Origin of the sequence: Acinetobacter boissieri (genome assembly GCF_900096955.1) — a bacterium.
Classification (GTDB): domain Bacteria; phylum Pseudomonadota; class Gammaproteobacteria; order Pseudomonadales; family Moraxellaceae; genus Acinetobacter; species Acinetobacter boissieri.
The window spans coordinates 195,771-214,614 of sequence record NZ_FMYL01000005.1; the positions used below are offsets into that span (position 1 = coordinate 195,771).

At 36.3% G+C, this 18,844-nt stretch carries 14 protein-coding genes; 7 read left to right on the forward strand and 7 right to left on the reverse strand.

From position 1 onward, the window contains the following. Nucleotides 1-35: 35 nt before the first annotated feature. The 3 genes from BLS38_RS06890 to BLS38_RS06900 all read right to left on the reverse strand — a co-directional run bounded on the left by BLS38_RS06890 (nucleotide 36) and on the right by BLS38_RS06900 (nucleotide 6,037). Nucleotides 36-2,306 (reverse strand): NADP-dependent malic enzyme, encoded by a 2,271-nt coding sequence (locus BLS38_RS06890; protein ID WP_092747994.1) that lies wholly within the window; start codon nucleotides 2,304-2,306, stop codon nucleotides 36-38. Nucleotides 2,307-2,435: 129 nt separating this feature from the next. Continuing rightward, a complete protein-coding gene (locus BLS38_RS06895) occupies nucleotides 2,436-5,258 on the reverse strand; it encodes a bifunctional diguanylate cyclase/phosphodiesterase (protein WP_092747996.1) in 2,823 nt (940 codons plus the stop codon). Nucleotides 5,259-5,320: 62 nt separating this feature from the next. After that, a complete protein-coding gene (locus tag BLS38_RS06900; protein WP_092747998.1) occupies nucleotides 5,321-6,037 on the reverse strand; it encodes a 16S rRNA (uracil(1498)-N(3))-methyltransferase in 717 nt (238 codons plus the stop codon). A gap of 355 nt (nucleotides 6,038-6,392) precedes the next feature. Here BLS38_RS06900 and BLS38_RS06905 point away from each other — a divergent pair, with 355 nt between their 5' ends. Continuing rightward, entirely contained in the window at nucleotides 6,393-7,304 is a 912-nt protein-coding gene (locus BLS38_RS06905; RefSeq protein WP_092748000.1) for a LysR family transcriptional regulator, read from the forward strand. Between the two features lie 6 nt (nucleotides 7,305-7,310). Here the strand turns inward: BLS38_RS06905 and BLS38_RS06910 are convergent, their stop codons facing one another. The 3 genes from BLS38_RS06910 to BLS38_RS06920 form a co-directional block, all read right to left on the reverse strand. Next, a complete protein-coding gene (locus BLS38_RS06910; RefSeq protein WP_092748044.1) occupies nucleotides 7,311-8,462 on the reverse strand; it encodes an MFS transporter in 1,152 nt (383 codons plus the stop codon). Nucleotides 8,463-8,860: 398 nt separating this feature from the next. Next, nucleotides 8,861-10,012, reverse strand: a complete 1,152-nt coding sequence (locus BLS38_RS06915; protein ID WP_092748002.1) for an acetyltransferase domain-containing protein — start codon at nucleotides 10,010-10,012, stop codon at nucleotides 8,861-8,863. Between the two features lie 143 nt (nucleotides 10,013-10,155). Further along, a complete protein-coding gene (locus BLS38_RS06920) occupies nucleotides 10,156-10,758 on the reverse strand; it encodes a hypothetical protein (protein WP_092748046.1) in 603 nt (200 codons plus the stop codon). A gap of 233 nt (nucleotides 10,759-10,991) precedes the next feature. Between BLS38_RS06920 and BLS38_RS06925 the strand changes: the two genes are divergently transcribed. The 4 genes from BLS38_RS06925 to ahr all read left to right on the forward strand — a co-directional run bounded on the left by BLS38_RS06925 (nucleotide 10,992) and on the right by ahr (nucleotide 13,909). Next, nucleotides 10,992-11,309 carry an ArsR/SmtB family transcription factor gene (locus BLS38_RS06925; protein WP_092748004.1) on the forward strand — a complete coding sequence of 106 codons (318 nt, stop codon included), beginning with the start codon at nucleotides 10,992-10,994 and terminating at the stop codon, nucleotides 11,307-11,309. Beyond that, complete coding sequence (locus BLS38_RS06930) at nucleotides 11,306-11,680, forward strand: heme-binding protein (protein WP_092748006.1); 375 nt, start codon at nucleotides 11,306-11,308, stop codon at nucleotides 11,678-11,680. Before BLS38_RS06925 ends, BLS38_RS06930 begins: the two co-directional genes overlap by 4 nt. A 16-nt stretch (nucleotides 11,681-11,696) precedes the next feature. After that, the gene (locus BLS38_RS06935) at nucleotides 11,697-12,461 is read left to right on the forward strand and encodes an SDR family oxidoreductase (protein WP_092748008.1); all 765 of its coding nucleotides are present in this window, start codon (nucleotides 11,697-11,699) and stop codon (nucleotides 12,459-12,461) included. A 425-nt stretch (nucleotides 12,462-12,886) separates the two neighbouring features. Continuing rightward, nucleotides 12,887-13,909 carry an NADPH-dependent aldehyde reductase Ahr gene (ahr, locus tag BLS38_RS06940; RefSeq protein WP_092748010.1) on the forward strand — a complete coding sequence of 341 codons (1,023 nt, stop codon included), beginning with the start codon at nucleotides 12,887-12,889 and terminating at the stop codon, nucleotides 13,907-13,909. 66 nt (nucleotides 13,910-13,975) lie between these two features. Here ahr and lipA read toward each other — a convergent pair whose 3' ends face one another. Then, entirely contained in the window at nucleotides 13,976-14,989 is a 1,014-nt protein-coding gene (lipA, locus tag BLS38_RS06945) for a lipoyl synthase (protein ID WP_092748048.1), read from the reverse strand. A gap of 507 nt (nucleotides 14,990-15,496) precedes the next feature. Here lipA and sthA point away from each other — a divergent pair. Together sthA and BLS38_RS06955 are read left to right on the forward strand one after the other, a co-directional pair. Continuing rightward, the gene (gene sthA, locus BLS38_RS06950) at nucleotides 15,497-16,912 is read left to right on the forward strand and encodes a Si-specific NAD(P)(+) transhydrogenase (RefSeq protein ID WP_092748012.1); all 1,416 of its coding nucleotides are present in this window, start codon (nucleotides 15,497-15,499) and stop codon (nucleotides 16,910-16,912) included. A gap of 556 nt (nucleotides 16,913-17,468) precedes the next feature. After that, nucleotides 17,469-18,844, forward strand: a 1,376-nt coding sequence (locus BLS38_RS06955) for an ESPR-type extended signal peptide-containing protein (RefSeq protein ID WP_280137753.1), incomplete at its 3' end; no start/stop codon positions are given.

Genomic DNA, 18,844 nt, shown 5'->3' on the forward strand with positions numbered 1-18,844 from the left:
AGTAAGGAATTTACAGCATTTTGTATCTTAAATGCTTATTTTCCTTGATGAATCACTTCTGCAACAGTAAGTGCTGTCATATTAACCACACGGCGAGTTGTTGCTGTTGGTGTTAGAATATGTGCAGGTTTCGCAGCACCCAATAAAATTGGGCCTACAGTCACATTGTTGCCAGAAGTTGATTTAAGTAAATTAAATGAAATGTTTGCTGCATCTAGGTTTGGCATAATGAGTAAGTTTGCCGAACCGCTGTAGCGAGATTCAGGAAATGCAAAGTTACGAATGTTTTCGTCAATCGCTGCATCACCATGCATTTCACCTTCGATTTTTAAATCAGGTGCACGCTCAGTCACTAAGCGATATACTTCACGCATTTTTTTAGCACTTGGGTCTAACTGGTCACTGCCAAAGCTTGAATGTGAAAGTAGTGCAATACGTGGTTCAATACCAAAGCGACGTACTTCTTCTGCAGCCAAAACAGTCATTTCTGCAAGTTGCTCTGCAGTTGGATTTGCATTCACATACGTATCTGCAATAAATAGGTTACGCCCTTCAAGCATAAGAGTATTTAAGCTAAAGAAATGGTTAGAACCTTCTTTCATACCAATCACGTTACGTACAAGATCTAGATGCATGTCATAGCTACCGTAAGTACCGCATAGTATGCCATCGACTTTCCCAGACTTTAATAACATGGTCGCAACAAGGGTAGAGCGGCGACGTGCTTCACGTTGTGCAAATGCAACAGTGACACCTTTACGCTTCATGATGTCGTGGTAGTCTTTCCACGTTGCTTCGTAGTCAGGGTTATTGTCTTGGTCTACAATTTCAACATTAATACCATGATGTAAACGTAAGCCAAGTTTTTTAATATTGGCTTCAATCACTGCTGTACGACCCACTAAAACTGGACGAGCAATACCTTCATCTACAACAACTTGAGCAGCACGTAAAATACGTACGTCTTCACCTTCAGCATAAGCAATGCGTTTTGGTGCTGCTTTTGCTTGAGCAAATACAGGTTTCATAATAAACGCTGTATTATAAACAAACTCAGACAGTTGTTGGTTGTAGGTATTCATGTCTTGAATTGGACGAGTCGCTACACCTGAATCCATAGCTGCTTTTGCAACAGCAGGTGCAATCTCTAAAATTAAGCGTGGGTCAAGCGGTCCCGGAATGAGGTATTCACGACCAAATGCAGATTGTTTTTCACCGTAGCTTGCAGCGTCTGGTTCAACATGGGCCATGCGAGCTATGGCATGAACGCAAGCGACTTTCATTTCTTCATTGATGGTACTTGCACCCACATCTAATGCACCACGGAAAATATATGGAAAACACAGTGCATTATTGACTTGGTTTGGATAGTCAGAGCGACCTGTTGCCATAATCACATCATCACGAACGGCATGAGCATCTTCTGGTAAAATTTCAGGGTTAGGATTTGCAAGTGCAAAAATAATAGGTTGCTCAGCCATGTGTTTAACCATATCTTTGGTTAAAATGCCTGCTGCAGAGAGTCCTAAGAACATGTCAGCATCTTGCATGACTTCATGCAGTTGCGTTTGGGTAATATCTTGCATATAACGCTGTTTTGATGCGTCTAAATGACTACGACTTGTTGTAATTAAGCCACGAGAGTCAGCAACAATAATGTTTTCTTTACGTGCACCTAAAGCACACAGCAAGTCTAAACAAGACAAAGCAGCTGCGCCTGCACCTGAAGCTACAATTTTAATGTCTTCTAATTTTTTGCCGTTGAGTTGGAGCGCATTCATTAATGCTGCGCCAACAATAATACTTGTACCATGTTGGTCATCATGAAATACAGGTATACCCATGCGTTCACGCAGTTTTTGTTCGATATAGAAACATTCTGGAGCTTTAATATCTTCTAAATTGATACCACCGAACGTTGGCTCAAGTGCTGCAACAATATCTACAATTTTGTCTGGGTCATTTTCAGCAATTTCAATATCAAAAACATCAATACCTGCAAATTTTTTAAATAAAACGCCTTTACCTTCCATGACAGGCTTAGATGCTAACGGTCCAATGTTTCCAAGGCCAAGTACAGCAGTACCATTGGTGATCACAGCGACAAGGTTGCCACGCGCTGTATATCGAGCGGCAGTTGCTGGGTCACGTGCAATTTCTAAACAAGGCTCTGCCACACCGGGAGAATATGCTAAAGCCAAGTCGCGTTGATTGCTCAGTTGCTTACTTGGCGTTACGCTAATTTTCCCCGGCTTTGGAAACTCATGGTACATTAACGCTTGCTGTTTCAGTGTTTGATCGTCCATTTTTATCTCATTTACTGCGGTTAATCTAGCATTTGCTAGTAGAATTTTCTGAATATATCACTACTTTAGTATACTCGCACAGTTTAAAAACTACCAAAATGCATTTATATCTTTGCTGAATTATTCACTTTACGCACGATAGTGTGTTTTTAAATAATGGGTTGCATCTGCTGCAGGTAAGGGTCTTGCATAAATATAGCCTTGTATAATGTCGCATTTTTTCTGTTGTAAAAACTCAAGTTGTTCTTGGGTTTCTACACCTTCAGCAATAATGGTTAATCCAATCGCTTTACCCATGGCAATAATCGCGTTGAGTACGGCAATTTGAGTTTTATCGGCAATATTTTGTACGAAATGTTGATCAATTTTAATGGCATCAAATGGAAAATTAGTCAAATAGGCAAGAGAAGAGTAGCCTGTACCAAAGTCATCTAATGATAATGTCACACCACGTTGTTTAAGGGAGTCAAGCAGTGATTTGATATGATCTGTCTTTTCTATGAGTGCAGACTCTGTGAGTTCAAACTCTAAACTTCTACCTTCTATTTGATGTTTTGCTAAAATTTCATCGAGTAGTTCTAATAGTTGACCTCTATACAGTTGTTGAGGATCAATATTGATAGAAATACTAATATCTTTATAACCTAAATCTTGCCATGCTTTGACTTGTTGCGCAGATGTTTCTAAAACATATTGGCCAATTTCAGAGACCATACTGGTTTGTTTTGCATAAGATAAAAATTGTGATGGAGGAATAAGGCCTTTTGTAGGGTGGTTCCAGCGAATAAGGGCTTCAAAACCAACAACTTTTTTATTATCTGTTTGAGTTTTGGGTTGGTAAAAAACTTCTAGACCATCATTTTTTATTGCATATCTAAGTTCATTCTCTAAATTAACATCTTGTATATAGCTAGTACTATATTGTGAATAATATTGTACAGTATTGCCGCCGAGTCGTTGTGCTTGTAATAAGGTTTGATGCGCATAGTTATTGAGTTGTTCGGCATTAAGCGCATGGTCTGGGTAAATTGAGACACCGATTGAAACAGTTAAAATCAGATCTTGTTTGCTGACTGTAAAGGCATCATTAAAGTCTTGAATAATGCGGCCACAAATTTCTTCAACGCTTTTGTGTAATTGGTTGAGTTCATAAATTAAAGCGAAATCACCTCGATTAATACAAGCAACGATAAATGCATCGTGATTATTAATATTTAAGCGATCAGCAACACTTTTTAGTAATTGATGAATCGCATCATTCCCTAGAAACTCATGTAGTGCATTAAAACGGTCTATAGATAAATGAATAACAGCCAGGCGAGATAAGTTTTTACGCTCGGTGAGCATGAGTTCATAGAGTTTAAAGTTGTAGTAAAAACGGTTAGGTAGTTGCGTAATATCGTCATAATTTTTCAAAAAAGATAAGTGTTCTTCTTGTTTTTTTTGTGCTGTTAAGTCTGAAATTATACCAATATAATGCGAAACATTATGCTGTTGGTCCGTCACGGCTTGAATATGATAAGCAATGTTGAGTAGCTTACTTGACACAAACTTTTCTTCAAACTCACCAATATATTTGCCTGTATTTCGCAGTTGTTCAGTAATAGAAAAGTGTAAGCTTCTTTGCTGAGGTGTATATTTGTCTGTTAAATCAAATAGGTGTTTGCCAATAATCTCTGTTTCTTTCAAACATGAAAGTTGACAAAAGAAAGGATTAGCATTGATAAAGTGTAAGTTTTTATCTAAGGTAATAATGCCTACGTTTAAATTTTCAATGATATTGGCAGACAGTTGAATTTGATTTTGACGTTGCTTTTCTTCTTCAATGTTTTTAAATAACCCCATCATAAGAATTGGTTCACGAGTGATCGGATCTGACTTTACGACTTGTCCAATACCTGAAAACCATGTCCAAACATTTTGATGCCTAATTCGACACTCACACTCAAAAATTTTATGCGTATGGTTAAAGTGTTTTTTGAGCTGTGCTAAAAAGTGTTCCGTATCATCTGGATGAATAACGCCTTCGGTATATTCAGCAATCAGTGCATCATTACGTAAAAAGGCAAAAAAATCCTCATCGACATAAAATGCACTTTTTTCAATATCCCATTGCCAAATATGGTTGTATGACTCATTTTGAGCAAGTTGAAGAAGTATTTTTTGTTTATGAATGAGTTCGTTCTGTTCATTTATATTTTGACTGATATGAAAGAAACTTTTCTTTAATTGCTTTTGTTGGTTAATAATTGTGCTTAAATAATGCTTTTGTTTATCTGTGTGTTTTTGTCTCTGTATCATTTTATCTTGTTGTTGTTTAAGGGTTTGTACGCTGACTAAAATTTGTGTGACATGCTTGTTGTAGTTTCGATTAAGAACAAATGCGCTGATATAAACCGATAAAAAAATAAAGTTAAATGACAGCGGAAGAAAGCCTACAATATTTTCTTGTGTGACGGGTTGTAATAAAAGTGTCGGAAATGCCATTGGAATTGCAACGAAAAAGAAGCAACTCAACCTGAAACTGAGGTAACATAAAGCAGAAAATAACGACGTTGTGACTAAAATAATCGTGATATAAAAAGTGTCGGAAAATGAAATTTTTGGATAATGAACAGGTAAATAAATATGTAATAGATAGACTGCACAGGCAAGGCTCAAGCCCACCAATAAACAAATAACATTACAAATATAATTGAGATAATCTAAATGGACTGATTTTTTAGTGTAGTACTGTACAAGAATAAAAAAAGCCAAAAGTAAGCAATTATTAATCACAAAAAATAGATTAATAATTTTAGTATAGGCTGGAAAGCTCAAGTTAAAGTTAATACAAATAAATAAGCAGACAAAAAACACACTTAGCAAAAATGGTTGTAAGTGTTTTGTTGCTACAGAGTTTTTATAGCTAGAAAGTGTACTAGCGTCTAATTCTTGAGTTGAAAAGAGCATGTAGCGACCTTAACAAATACTTGATGTCTTGAAGAAGATTTAAAGAGATAGATCAACTTATATCATTTAAATACAAAATTTAATATAGAAAGCGCCACAATAGGGGCTGTTTCTGTACGTAAAACACGTTCACCGATACACCACGGTATAAAACCATTTTGTTTTGCTTGTTCAATTTCTGCATCGGATAAACCACCTTCAGGGCCAATGAGTAATGCCAAATCATGCGATGCATGACCTAATGGATTTTCATTGTGATTATTGGGTGCAAGTACCAATTTTGTGCTGGGTAGGTTTGATGTTAACCACTCATCTAAACGCTGTGGTGGATGAATTTTAGGGACAATGTTTAATCCACATTGCTCACAAGCTGCAATAGCAATACTTTGCCAGTGCTCAATTTTTTTTTGGTCCCGTTCGTACTTGAGGCGCATTTCACAGCGCTCGCTGGTTAACAGTTGAATTTCTTTAACACCTAGCTCAACTGCTTTTTGTATCGCATAATCCATACGGTCGCCTTTAGACATGACTTGGCCTAAAGTCGCTTGGAAATTTGGTGTACGGTTTAAGGTATGATGTGTGGTAATTTCAACCGTTGCATTTTTCTTTTGAATATCAATAATTCGTGCATGGTATTCTCCACCTAAGCCATTAAATAAAATAGCACTGTCACCTACTTTCGCACGTAACACTTTGATCCAGTGATGGAATACAGTTTCTGTAAGTTCAACTTGTGTATGACATGCCAAGGTCGTATCTATATAAAAACGGTTACTCATGGCTACAAGACTCTTTATTTTGATTAAGTTGTTTATCATTTAGACCCACTTCACGGGTTAGCGTGTTGGGTCTGTTGCGCTCATATTATAAAAATCTAGCACAGCTATGCTACTGTCTAGTTATCGTTCGAACAGTTTTAATACAACTTCAACCACTATATTTTATATTAAAATATAAATCGCTCAGTCACTTGAAGTGAGTGCATATGTACACTTACTTCAATGTTATATTAACGATGTGATAAAAGCTCATGAATAAGACTGCGTTTTATTTCAAAAAGCACATTTAAAAAATTGATGAAATAATGAGTCTAAATATTTTTAGTCAAGAAAAGTAGGTCGATTTAAGTCAACTATGCGAAAAACAGATCATTTAGGTGGAATTATTGCTTTTGTTACGACATCCCAGTTAGGCAGTTTTACGGCTGCAGCAGAACGTTTGGGTTTAACGAAATCTGCAGTAGGAAAAAGCGTAAAGCGACTAGAGGATAGGTTAGAGCTTAATCTTTTTCATCGCTCATCTCGCAGGCTCAGTTTAACGTCTGATGGAGAGAAATTTCTCAAAAGCTGTCAAACTGCACTCGATATTTTAGAAAATGCTGAAGTGGAGTTAAAATCTCATACCACTAAACCATCAGGTCGTTTAAGAATAGATTTACCTGCAGCTTTTGGTCGAAAAAAAATCCTTCCTTTGTTGTTAGAAATGAGTTCTAGCTATCCTGAACTTTTTTTGACAGTGACTTTTAGTGAAAGGTTTATAGATCCGATTGAGGAAGGCATTGATTTGTTTATTCGTATTGGCGAACTGGTTGATAGTAGTGGGTTAGTTGCTCGTCAACTGACGACACAGAAATTGATACTTTGCGCTTCTCCACAATACATTGCACTTCATGGTGAACCAAAAAAATTAGAGGATATAAAAAACCATAAATGTATTGTCGGTTTTAATGACAACAAACCCAAGGTATGGTTGTTAAAAACTGAAGATTTTCAAACTAAACGCTTTGTACCACCACTTATACACGAGTTTGGAGATGGGGATGCAATGTTAGCAAGCGTTCTTGCTGGAGTTGGTATATCGCAACTGCCTAAATGGCTAGTTTCTAAATATATTGCTTCGGGAGAGCTAATAGAAGTACTGGCTAAATATTCTAATGCAGAAATACCAATTAATGTATTGTGGCCTAAAGGTCAGCAACTGCTACCTAGATGTCGATATGTTGTTGATCAACTTTTGAAGGCAGCAGAGCATAGTGTATTTGACTAAAATTTTTTAAATTTTATCACTCCGCTTCTTTATATAAATACTCAGAAATGCGATTAGTGCAAATAAGATACTACTTAAAATAACTGAGTGAGTACCAAAAGAAGTAATAAACCAGCCTCCAACAATGGAACCAATTGTTATTCCGAGGTTAGCAAAGGACATATAGAGGCTATTAGCAAATTCGGGTGCTTCTTTCGCTTCAAGAAGTAACCAATTCTGACTAATGACCAGCCCAGAAGAGTGAAATATGCCCCAAAACGTAGTTAATAAAACCATTGCGAGCATGGAGAAGCCAAATAGCCATACAAGAATAAAAACAACAATAAAAAGCAAAGGGTAATACATTGTCGTTTTTACGGCGTTTTTTTGTAGAAAATAACTAAAGATAAAGTTTCCAACCAATCCAAAAATACCAAATATAACCAGTAAAATACTAATGTAATTATTATTTAAATGCGTAATTTTAGAAAGATAATCTGCAATATAGCTAAAACTTGAAAACATCGCAGAGAAAATCATGGTTACTGTAATAATAGCCATCCATAATTTCATTTTTCGTAAAATAACAAGTTGACTAGAGAAGGAAACATTCTCTTTTGATGGCATAGACGGCATTAAAAACAACACGCCTAGAAAGGCGATGAAGCATGCGAGTGCTGCAAAATAAAATGCGACCGATAATGAAATATGCTCTGCTAATAGAGTACTTAAAGGTACTCCCAAAACTAAACCCAATGCAACACCACCAAATACTTTTGCAGCTGCAGCTGTTTTTTGAGATTCAGGTACAGAAGATGTAGCGACCACAAGCGCAACAGAAAAGAATACGGCGTGACCTAATGCGGGCAATACACGGAAAGCCAACATAAGGTCATATGTTTCTGTCAGAGCATATATAATATTAGATAGAATGAAAACCAATAAAATACCGAGTAATACTATTTTTTTATTAAACTTAGACAATCCAAGTGTAATAAATGGCCCGGTAACTGCAACGATTAATGCATAAAGGCTAACCAACAACCCGACTTGAGATGCTGAAACATTGAGTTGGGAGGTGAGTTTTGGCAATAATCCGATGATTCCCATTTCTGTTGTAATTACGCCAAAAACTGCAACGACTAAAGCCAAGATAAGTAATGAGTTTTTACTGTTCATAAACATACCTAAAGTTATACATAATAAATTCCTATCTCTTTTAATGGATATATCAAGCGTTATTTGAAAGAGGTAATCATCTATGACTTTGATAAATTCGGAAATACCCATATAGGATTCTTATCGTAGAGATGAATTCACCCTTGATTGTAAATTTTCTAAAAAAACAATTTGAATTCGATCTAAAAAATAAGGGATGTGTAGACAAAAAATTATTAAAACTATTGAAATTTTATTTCATAAATTAGTGCTTTGGTTTTTTAAACATTGTTACTGGTACATGCTTTTTATTTTTCTAAATGATGATTTTATTATCTATTTGGGTCTTTAAAATGACCAACTAACGTAAGTTTATATAAGTAATGGGGCAGGTCTAGAGAGTACCTACCCCATAGGGTTTAGAAATACTTTAAAATTCGAATGTGTTTGTTATTGTGTTTAAATTTTGCAAAGCGAGCAACGATCGGGTAAAGCAAAACTGATAAAATAACCGCAGTGATCCATAAGCTTAATACATTGTTTAAACCAAAATATTGGCCTTGGTTTAGCCCATAATACATCACAGCAATACTATATAAAATTTTAAGCACAAATAGATGTAATATATAGAAAAACATAGGTACAGAACCAAAAACAACCAATGGCTTAACCCATGACTGGTTTTGTTTTTTTTCTAAAAAAATAAGTAATAGTAGTCCAATGCCAACATTAAATAAGATAAAAAGTAATGATGGTGGGTATTTAGTCAGATTAAAAAAACTCATGGCTGTTTCAAGGGAAGTTGGCATAATCAGCCAAGCATGATCGCCATAGATATTTATGCCTCGTAATACAAAAAAGACAGCAATAAATGTGATACCGATTCGAGTGAGGGTTCGCTGGCGTTGTTTTGCCATTATATGTTGGCCAAACCAAGCTTCACCAAAGCAATAACCCAGTAAAATTACACCAATCCACGGCAGTACAGGGTAAGAGGTACGCAGTTTAAATTGCTCATGAATGATGATCCAGCCTCGTTCATGCAAAATATTCCATAAGGGTTGAATGCTTGGTATGTTTTTAAAAGAAATTGGATCAAGTAGGTTGTGTGCAAAAATAATGAGTAATGCCAAACCCCAGCGTATATTTTTGGGTAAAGCAATAAGAGCTGCTAAAGCAATCATGCTAATACCAATAGCCCAAATGACTTGTAAGTACATGACTTGAGGGATAAGTTGTCCTGTCCATGCAAAATTAATCACAGTAATTTCAAGCAGTATTAGAAATATGCCTCGTTTAAACAAAAAAGTACGTGTCATAGCCAGATTGTTGTTTTTTGCTTGGTATAGGTAGGCAGATAAACCTGTTAGAAATACAAACATTGGTGCACATAAATGGGCTAAAACACGTCCAAAATATAAAGAAGGTGATGTGTCTGCAATGACCATGGGGTCTGCAACTTGGTGGTGAACATAAAAAGTATCTCTGACGTGGTCGAGCATCATGATTAAAATGATAAGACCACGTAGAGCATCAATCGCTAAAAGACGCTGTGAAAGTTGGGCTGACATGAGAAAATAAAAAAATAAATATTGGTATGTTATAAGGTAACATAATTATAATCATAAGATTTAAAATAATGTATAGATGAGTAGATAATTATTGGTCTAATTTTATATTAATCATCATCTACTCATCGATATTCATTTTGGAATTAAATGAGTCGATAATATTTGTATGATGCATTACCACCATAGACAGCATAGCTATTTTGTCTAAAATCAGAAACCCAACTTTTACCAGTATAGCCTGCAATGTGACCATAGCCGTGTGTTTTTGTACGAGAAATAATATATATATCCCCTTCTTGAGGCTTATCAAAAGCGGGTGAAATACGTTTGTAGCCAATTTTCTCGAGTGTTTGTCCCCAGTCAGCAGCTGCAATAGGATGAGATTCAACACGTGCACCTGCAGACTCTAATGCTAAGCGTACGTGCTTAGCACATTTTTCTGTACTGCGATTATATGCGTTATGGGTCAGTGTATGGGCAAACTTACTCACGTTAATGGCTTTTTTATGTTTTTGTGCCGCAGCGTGGTATGTGTATTTTGTCGTTTTGATTTTTTTATGAGCAATTGTTGACTTATGTTTAGGCGTTGTTACTTTATTTTTCGTATTGACCTTTTCTTTGTGCCTTGAGTGTATGTTGGTTGCATGCTTAGGCGCTGATGACTTTTTTATAGACTGTTTTTTCTGAGCAATCGTGTGACTGTGTACATTAACATGGTGTTCTACGTGGTGGTGGGAGTGGTCAATCATCTTAAAAATCTCGTTAACACATGACGAACAGCTATAACTTAGCGGTCTTGGCAGCCTGCAATGGTATAACATCACATTTTTCTAAGCCATACAAAGTTTAATAAAACAAAAACTAAGCCGTTACAAAATGTGAGAATGTAACTTTTTTTATTTTTAAGCAGACTTTGCTTTTTAATTAGTTTTTTCTAATGTAAGATATTTCTAATATAAAAATCAGATGAGAGAAAACGATGTTCTACGGCGAAAGTCTAGAAAATACATTTCATGGTGCAGTTGAAGCAACTAAATTTCTGAAGTCGATCAGTAGTCCTCATCGTTTACTGATGATTTGTGCAGCGATGGAGTCACCAGGAGTGACCAATGGTGAAATGGCACAGAAATGTGGTTTGAGTATTTCCGCTGCATCACAACATTTGACAAAAATGTGTGAAGACCAAATTTTATATAAAGAAAAAGAAGGGCAGAAATCTAGATATTATGTCAAACATGAAACCACCAAAGATATTATTTATGCATTAAAAAAAGCCTATGAGGATAAAGACGGATGATAAATTTTGTTAACTTGGTAGATGGGATTGATAAAGTTATACACGAGCAAAAAGTAAATGCTTGTATTACTTTATTGAATGCCTATGGTCACAAAGAGTTTTTCATTAAAGTAGGTGACACATTACCTTGTAGCACTGAGTTGAGTGAGAAAAAGGCGCTTACGAGTTATCATTTTCGAAAAGATAACCATGATATCCATACAGTATTACAGGGTATGGCGCCAACCCCGCTCATTATGGGTGAATACTGTTTTATTCCGGGAGGTAAATATATTTCTTTAGAAAAAGGAACCTATTATCTTGGTGTGTCATCTGACGATCCAAGTAAAGACTCGCTTTTAGCGAATCAAATTAGTCAGTACTTCAATTAATTTTAGAGAGGAAAACATGAAAAATATTTTGGTTACTGGTGCAGGTACAGGTTTTGGTAAACTCTATACAATAGAACTTGCTAAAAGAGGGCACGCTGTTCATGCTGGTGTTGAAATAACAAGTCAAATTACACAGCTCAGAGAAGAGCTTAGTGCACTGGGTTTAAAAGCGAATGTATTTAAATTAGATATTTGCAATGAGTATGATCGCAATTATGCATCTCATTTAGATATTGATATTTTGGTTAATAATGCAGGTGTTGGGCAAGGCGGTGCCATTGTAGATATGCCAAGTCGTGTATTACATAACCAATTCGAAGTAAACTTTTTTGCTACCATTGAAATCACAAATCAAATTCTTCGTTCTTTAGTTAAGAAAAAACAAGGCCGTTTAGTCTTTATATCATCTATTGCTGGATTACTTACGGGGTCTAAATCAGGTGCGTACTGTGCATCAAAGCATGCACTAGAAGCAGCTGTTGGGGCAATTAAAGAAGAAGTTAAATCGTATGGAATTACAGTATCTACCATTAATCCAGGTCCATACTTAACAGGCTTTAATGATAGACTAAGCGAAGCTGCTAAAATGTGGTATGACCCTGAAAATTCTTTAGTGAATCACGATGATTTAAGTTTCCCAATGGACCAATATCCACCTGAACAAGATTTACAGGCGATGGTTGATGTGATTGAGAATGACAATGCTTCATTTAGAAACGTCTTTCCTAAAGACTTGATACCCTTCGTTCAAGAGTATCAAGCTAAATTGTGGAAAGCATAGTTTTAATATTTTAGTGACAAAAAATTACTAAAATATAAAAAGCCACTTTGTTACAGCAAGGTGGCTTTCTGTTATTTTAAAGTAATATAAATTAGAGTCAAATATCTATGTTTGATCACTTAATCAAATAAATATAGATGAATTGATATAATGACATATCTCATTGTTTTTATTTTATATTTATTTTTTTAATGTTAGAAATAAAATTATAAGCGTTTAAGACTGTAGTTTTATCTGTATTGTCATATAACTTGTAAATAAAATTAGTATAACAAAGGTTTACATTAATGCTTTGTAGGAAGTGCATAAAATTAAAATGCTATGATTTGTAATGATATAAATGACCTTAAGATCTTATAGTTATAATAGCGATGCTAAATTAAAGATAAATAAATCTATTTTCATGATAGAGCAGGGAGTATGGTATGTCGCAACAAAATACAATTCAAGCTTACGCTGCCAAAGCGGCACATGAGCCACTCGTTCCTTATAGTTTTGATGCGGGTGAGCTTGCAAATTCACAGGTTGAGGTTGAAGTAGAATATTGTGGTTTATGTCATTCAGACATATCTATTCTGAATAATGATTGGGGTGTATCTTCTTATCCTGTGGTTGCAGGTCATGAAGTGATTGGCAAAGTGGTCCGTTTAGGCAGTGATGCGAAAGGCCTGAAATTAGGACAACGTGTTGGTATTGGTTGGACTGCAGAGAGTTGTGGTGCATGTGACCCATGTATTGGTGGAGAGCAAGTTTTATGTCATGATCAAAAGGGAACAATTGTCGGTCGTGAGGGCGGTTTTGCAAATAAAGTACGCGCAGATTGGCAATGGGTTATTCCTTTACCAGATGATTTATCACCAGAAAGTGCAGGGCCATTGTTATGTGGTGGTGTGACTGTATTTACGCCAATGTTACAAAATAATATTACAGCATTACATCATGTTGGGGTTGTCGGTATTGGTGGTTTAGGTCATATGGCCCTAAAACTACTCAAAGCATGGGGTTGTGAAATTACAGCTTTTTCATCAAGTTTAGATAAAACGGATGAATTAAAAGCAATGGGTGCAGATCATGTCGTAAATAGCCGTGATCCGGAAGCACTTAAGGCACAGCAAGGTAAATTTGATTTAATTTTAAGTACAGTAAATGTGACCTTAGATTGGTCAAGTTATATTAATGCGCTTGCACCTAAAGGAACAATACACTTGGTAGGCATTCCTTTAGAACCAATTCAAGTGCCTGCACCATTGTTAGTGACTGGTGTGAAATCAATTCGTGGTTCAATCACAGGGTCTCCTGCAACTTTACGTCAATTACTTAAATTTGCAGCACGTAAAAACATTGCGCCACAGATTGAATTATTTCCAATGTCTAAGGTCAATGATGCTTTGGCGCACTTAGAGTCAGGTAAAGCAAGATATCGTGTTGTTTTAAAAGCAGATTTCTAGTTAGTCTAAATATTTAAAATAGACTAAATGCAAGGCTTGATTACTTTGCATTTAGTCATTTTATTGTTAGGCCTCTACCGCTTGTATCGCAATTTTTCGTGCAGGCGGGGTTTTACGGCGTACTTGTGGTACAGGTTCGCCACGATACTGACGATCTGCAAAGTAGCTTGAACGCACCATAGGTGCAGACCATATATTTTTAAAGCCGAGTTTTCGGCCATGTTCTGCATAACGTTCAAACTCTTCTGGCGTTACAAACCGGTCTAGAGCGGCATGTTCTTTAGACGGCTGTAGGTACTGTCCAATCGTGACATAATCTACACCATGTGCACGTAAATCATTTAGTAAAGAAATAACTTCTTCTTCAGTTTCACCTATACCCACCATAAGCCCACACTTTGTTGGTATATCTGGGCAATATTCTTTAAATTTTTCTAATAAGGTGAGTGAGTGCTGGTAATCTGAACCAGGACGCATGGCCTTATAGAGGCGTGGAACGGTTTCAATATTGTGGTTAAACACGTCTGGTGGGCACTCTGTCATAATACGTAAAGCAACATCCATACGACCACGGAAGTCTGGTACTAAAATCTCAAGCAACGTAGTTGGGCTTAGCTCTCTTGATTTTTTAATACAATCAACGAAGTGTTGTGCACCACCATCAAGTAAATCATCTCGGTCTACTGAGGTAATGACTGCATATTTGAGCTTTAAATTGGCAATAGTTTCTGCCATGTGTAAGGGCTCGTCTGCATCTAGTGCATTGGGTCTACCGTGTGCTACGTCACAAAATGGGCAACGCCGTGTACAAATATCACCCATGATCATGAATGTTGCTGTACCTCCACCAAAACATTCGGTGAGATTAGGACAAGCAGCTTCTTCACAAACAGTATGTAATTTCTGTGCGCGTAATGTGGTTTTGATTCTTTGCACTTCTTCTGGTGCAGTCATCTTTACACGAATCCAATCAGGCTTACGCAATACATCAACGGTAGGAATCACTTTGACTGGAATTCTGGCAACTTTTTCTGCACCACGCAGTTTTACGCCTTGTTCTGGTTTTTGATACTTTGTCATGGGCAACTTTCCACTGTTTTGACAATTTAAAAAGCGATCTTCTACTTCACTAGTATAACCAAAAATAATGTTTTTAGGTGTGAAAAACATATTGTTGTAAAGTCATGATGGTCGTTTGGCATGCTTTCTTGAATGATAGGCTTTTGCAGTGCCTTTGCATATGATGTTTGTATGAACTCTAATAATAAAGCTTATTGTGCGAAATTTTTTAATCATTTATGTGTATTTTTATATAAAAAATAATGTTTATTGGCATAAGGTCTAGACTTGTGTGATTACTTTATTTAAGTAGGAGGTAAAATATAAAGTAAAAATCTGATCAGTGAATAGAGTGACTACTGGTGCATAAAAATTATTTTTAATCGTATTAATGTCTGCTCATAAGATTTTATTAAACTTTATATACATTTAACATTTAGTCAGCGATTTCAGGCTGTATTAAATACGGTATTCATGGCATAGTGACAATAGAAAAAAAACAATTTTTACGCACAAGGAGTATGCGAAATGCCTCGGAAAAAGGATGTGATAATAGGTCACTTTAGTAAGTATGATGCCGTTGTAGTTGGGGCAGGGCCAGCAGGTGAAGGTGCTGCCATGAAGCTGAGTAAATCTGGTAAAACGGTGGCTGTGGTCGATTTGCGAGAACAGCTGGGCGGTAATTGTACCCATGTAGGTACAATTCCGAGTAAGGCATTGCGACAAACAGTGTCTAGTATTATTCGTTGTCAGCGTGATCCGTTGTTACAAAAAATAGGTGACTGGAAAAAGTTTACAATGAATCAGGTGCTTACGCATGCGCATCGTGTGATTCAAACACAAGTTGCTACACATACTCGCTTTTATGATCGTAATCATATTGATGTGTTTTGTGGTCGAGCATATGTTAAAGACCAACATCATATTGAAGTATTTACTCCCGAAGGAATTAAAAGACAAATTCAGTTTGATGAGTTGGTGATTGCTACGGGAAGCCGCCCATATCGCCCACAAAATTTAGATTTTAGTCATCCAAGAGTTTTTGATTCAGACACAATTTTGAATTTAGATTATAGCATTCGAAAAATTATTATTTATGGTGCTGGTGTTATTGGTTGTGAGTATGCATCTATTTTTATTGGGCTTAATCATAAAGTTGACTTAATTAATACGCAAACTAAGTTGTTGAGCTATTTAGATGCAGAAATATCAGATGCTTTATCGTATCACTTACGAGAGCAAGGCGTTTTAATTCGGCATGATGAACAGATTGATGGTTTAGACACCCATGATGACCATGTCGTATTACATTTAAAAAGTGGTAAAAAAATTAAAGCAGATGCAATTTTATGGTGTAACGGCCGTTCTGGAAATACAGATGGTTTAGGCCTTGATAATGTTGGTTTAACACCGAACAGTCGTGGTCAGGTGATGGTGAATGAGCGTTACCAAACAGAAGTACCACATATTTATGCGGCGGGCGATGTGGTAGGTTGGCCTTCTTTAGCATCTGCTGCTTATGATCAAGGGCGCTGTGCAGGTTCAAATATGAGTGGTGAGGAAAATGTTAAACCTGTAACAGATATACCTACAGGTATTTATACTATTCCAGAAATTTCGTGTTTTGGGAAAACTGAGCAACAGTTAACTGAAGAAAAAATCCCCTATGAAGTTGGACAATCTTCATTCCGACATCTAGCACGTGCTCAAATTACGGGTGATACCGTAGGCGAATTAAAACTATTATTCCACCGCGATACTTTAGAAATTTTGGGTATTCATTGTTTTGGAAATAACGCTTCTGAGATTATTCATATTGGGCAAGCGATTATGCAAAGTCAAAATAACTCATTAAGGTATTTTGTAGAGGCAACATTTAATTATCCAACCATGGCAGAAGCTTATCGTGTCGCTGCGCTTAATGGTTTAAATCGACTGTTTTAGATTTAACATTATATTATATAAAGACTTAAATGAAGGCTTATTCTATGTGGTATTTGAATAAGCCTGATTTTTTTGGTGATTATATGTTTGTATTAACATAAAAATATATTTATTCGTTTGTTTTATTGATCGTTTATACACAATGGATAGGATTGTTTTTTTTAATAAAAAATACTTTATTTTTATCAAATGTTTTAATCGAAATACTATTTTTTTATTCTTTTTTAAAAATAACTATATGAATAAATTTAATTTTATATTTTAATTTTTTTATAACTCACAAAATTTAGAGTGTTATTGGTTTTTATAATCTATAATTAAATTATTATTGAAAAATAATATGTGATTTTTTTTGTACATATACTATTAAAAACAACTAATTATAAAAATGTAATTTTATGTACTCTATCTATGTATCTTTTAGTGGTTTACTTTTACATTTTTGTATGAGAAAAAAACAACACTATATAAAAAAGGAAAATAATTAACGAATAAAAACCGTGTTAAGTCAGTTGGGTTGATAAAAATTAAGTAAATATTATAAAAGGTTGTGTATATGAATAAAGTCTATAAAGTTGTTTGGAATGCCACATTAAGTACATGGATTGCTGTATCTGAGACAGCTAAATCTAAATCTAAATCTAAATCTGTTGCTATAACTGGATTCATTACAATTATTGGTTGTACATTTAGTTTGGCTACTCAAGCTAACATAATAAATACTTCCACTAGCTGCTCTACAGGTTCTGTGGGAACAGTTTACAAAAAAGTATTAAATGGCACTAGTGCACAAGCAACGGATGGGAGTGGAACTTTCTCTACGGTAGCTGGTTGTGATGCAAGTGGAAATAATACTTTAGGAGCAACAGCTTTCGGTACCAAAAGTAGTGTGACAGGTGATGGTGGTACTGCTACAGGTGTATATGCAGTTGCTGCAAAATGGGCAAGTGCGTTTGGAGTAGAAGCGACAGCAACAGGGCAACAGTCTGTTGCCATGGGGGCAGGTGCAAATGCATCAAGTTTGGGTTCTATGGCAATAGGTGCAGACTCTAGTTCATCTAATACAAATGCAATAGCGATAGGTATTAACTCTATTTCTAGTGGCCTTAATTCGACTGCCTTGGGTAGTTCTGCTATAGCTTCTAAAGAAAAAGCAATAGCCGTAGGGCTTGGAGCTGCTGCAACTGGGTCTTATGCCACGGCAGTGGGTAATAATACTGTAGCTAATATTGATGCTGCATCAGCTTTTGGTTCAGGGGCTCAGGCTACTGGTAGAGCATCTACCGCCCTAGGTAATGATACATTAGCAACAGGTAGTAATTCTGTTGCTGTAGGTGCGGGAAATAGTACGAATCAAAGTGGATTAGGTGCAAAAGCATCAGGGGCATCATCTAGTGCTCTTGGTTACCAATCTGCGGCAACAGGTGCAAATTCGACTGCGCTGGGTACAAATTCTTCCGCTACTGTAGCAGATGGTGTTGCAATTGGTAGTGGATCAGTTGCTTCTGTCGCTTCTGGTGTACAAGGTTATGATCCATTAACCAATGCAACAACAACTTCGAACACAACAACGTGGCAATCTAACACTGGCGCAGTTGCTGTAGGTAATGGAACGACAACAACTCGCCAAATTACTGGTCTTGCCGCAGGTACTGCAGACACAGATGCAGTGAATATCGCACAGTTAAAAAATGCCCAAACATACAGCTCCAATGTTGCAAATGGCACAAAAACTGTGTTGGGTGGGAGTGCTACTGTAGGTACAGACGGTACTGTAAGTACCTCGAACATTGGTGGTACGGGTTCGAATACGGTAGATGGCGCAATTTCATCGGTGAAATCGTCGACTGCAACAGCACAGACTGCAGCTAATAATGCACAAGCAACAGCCGATAAAGGTTTAAACTTCTCGGCAAATAATGGTACAGCCGA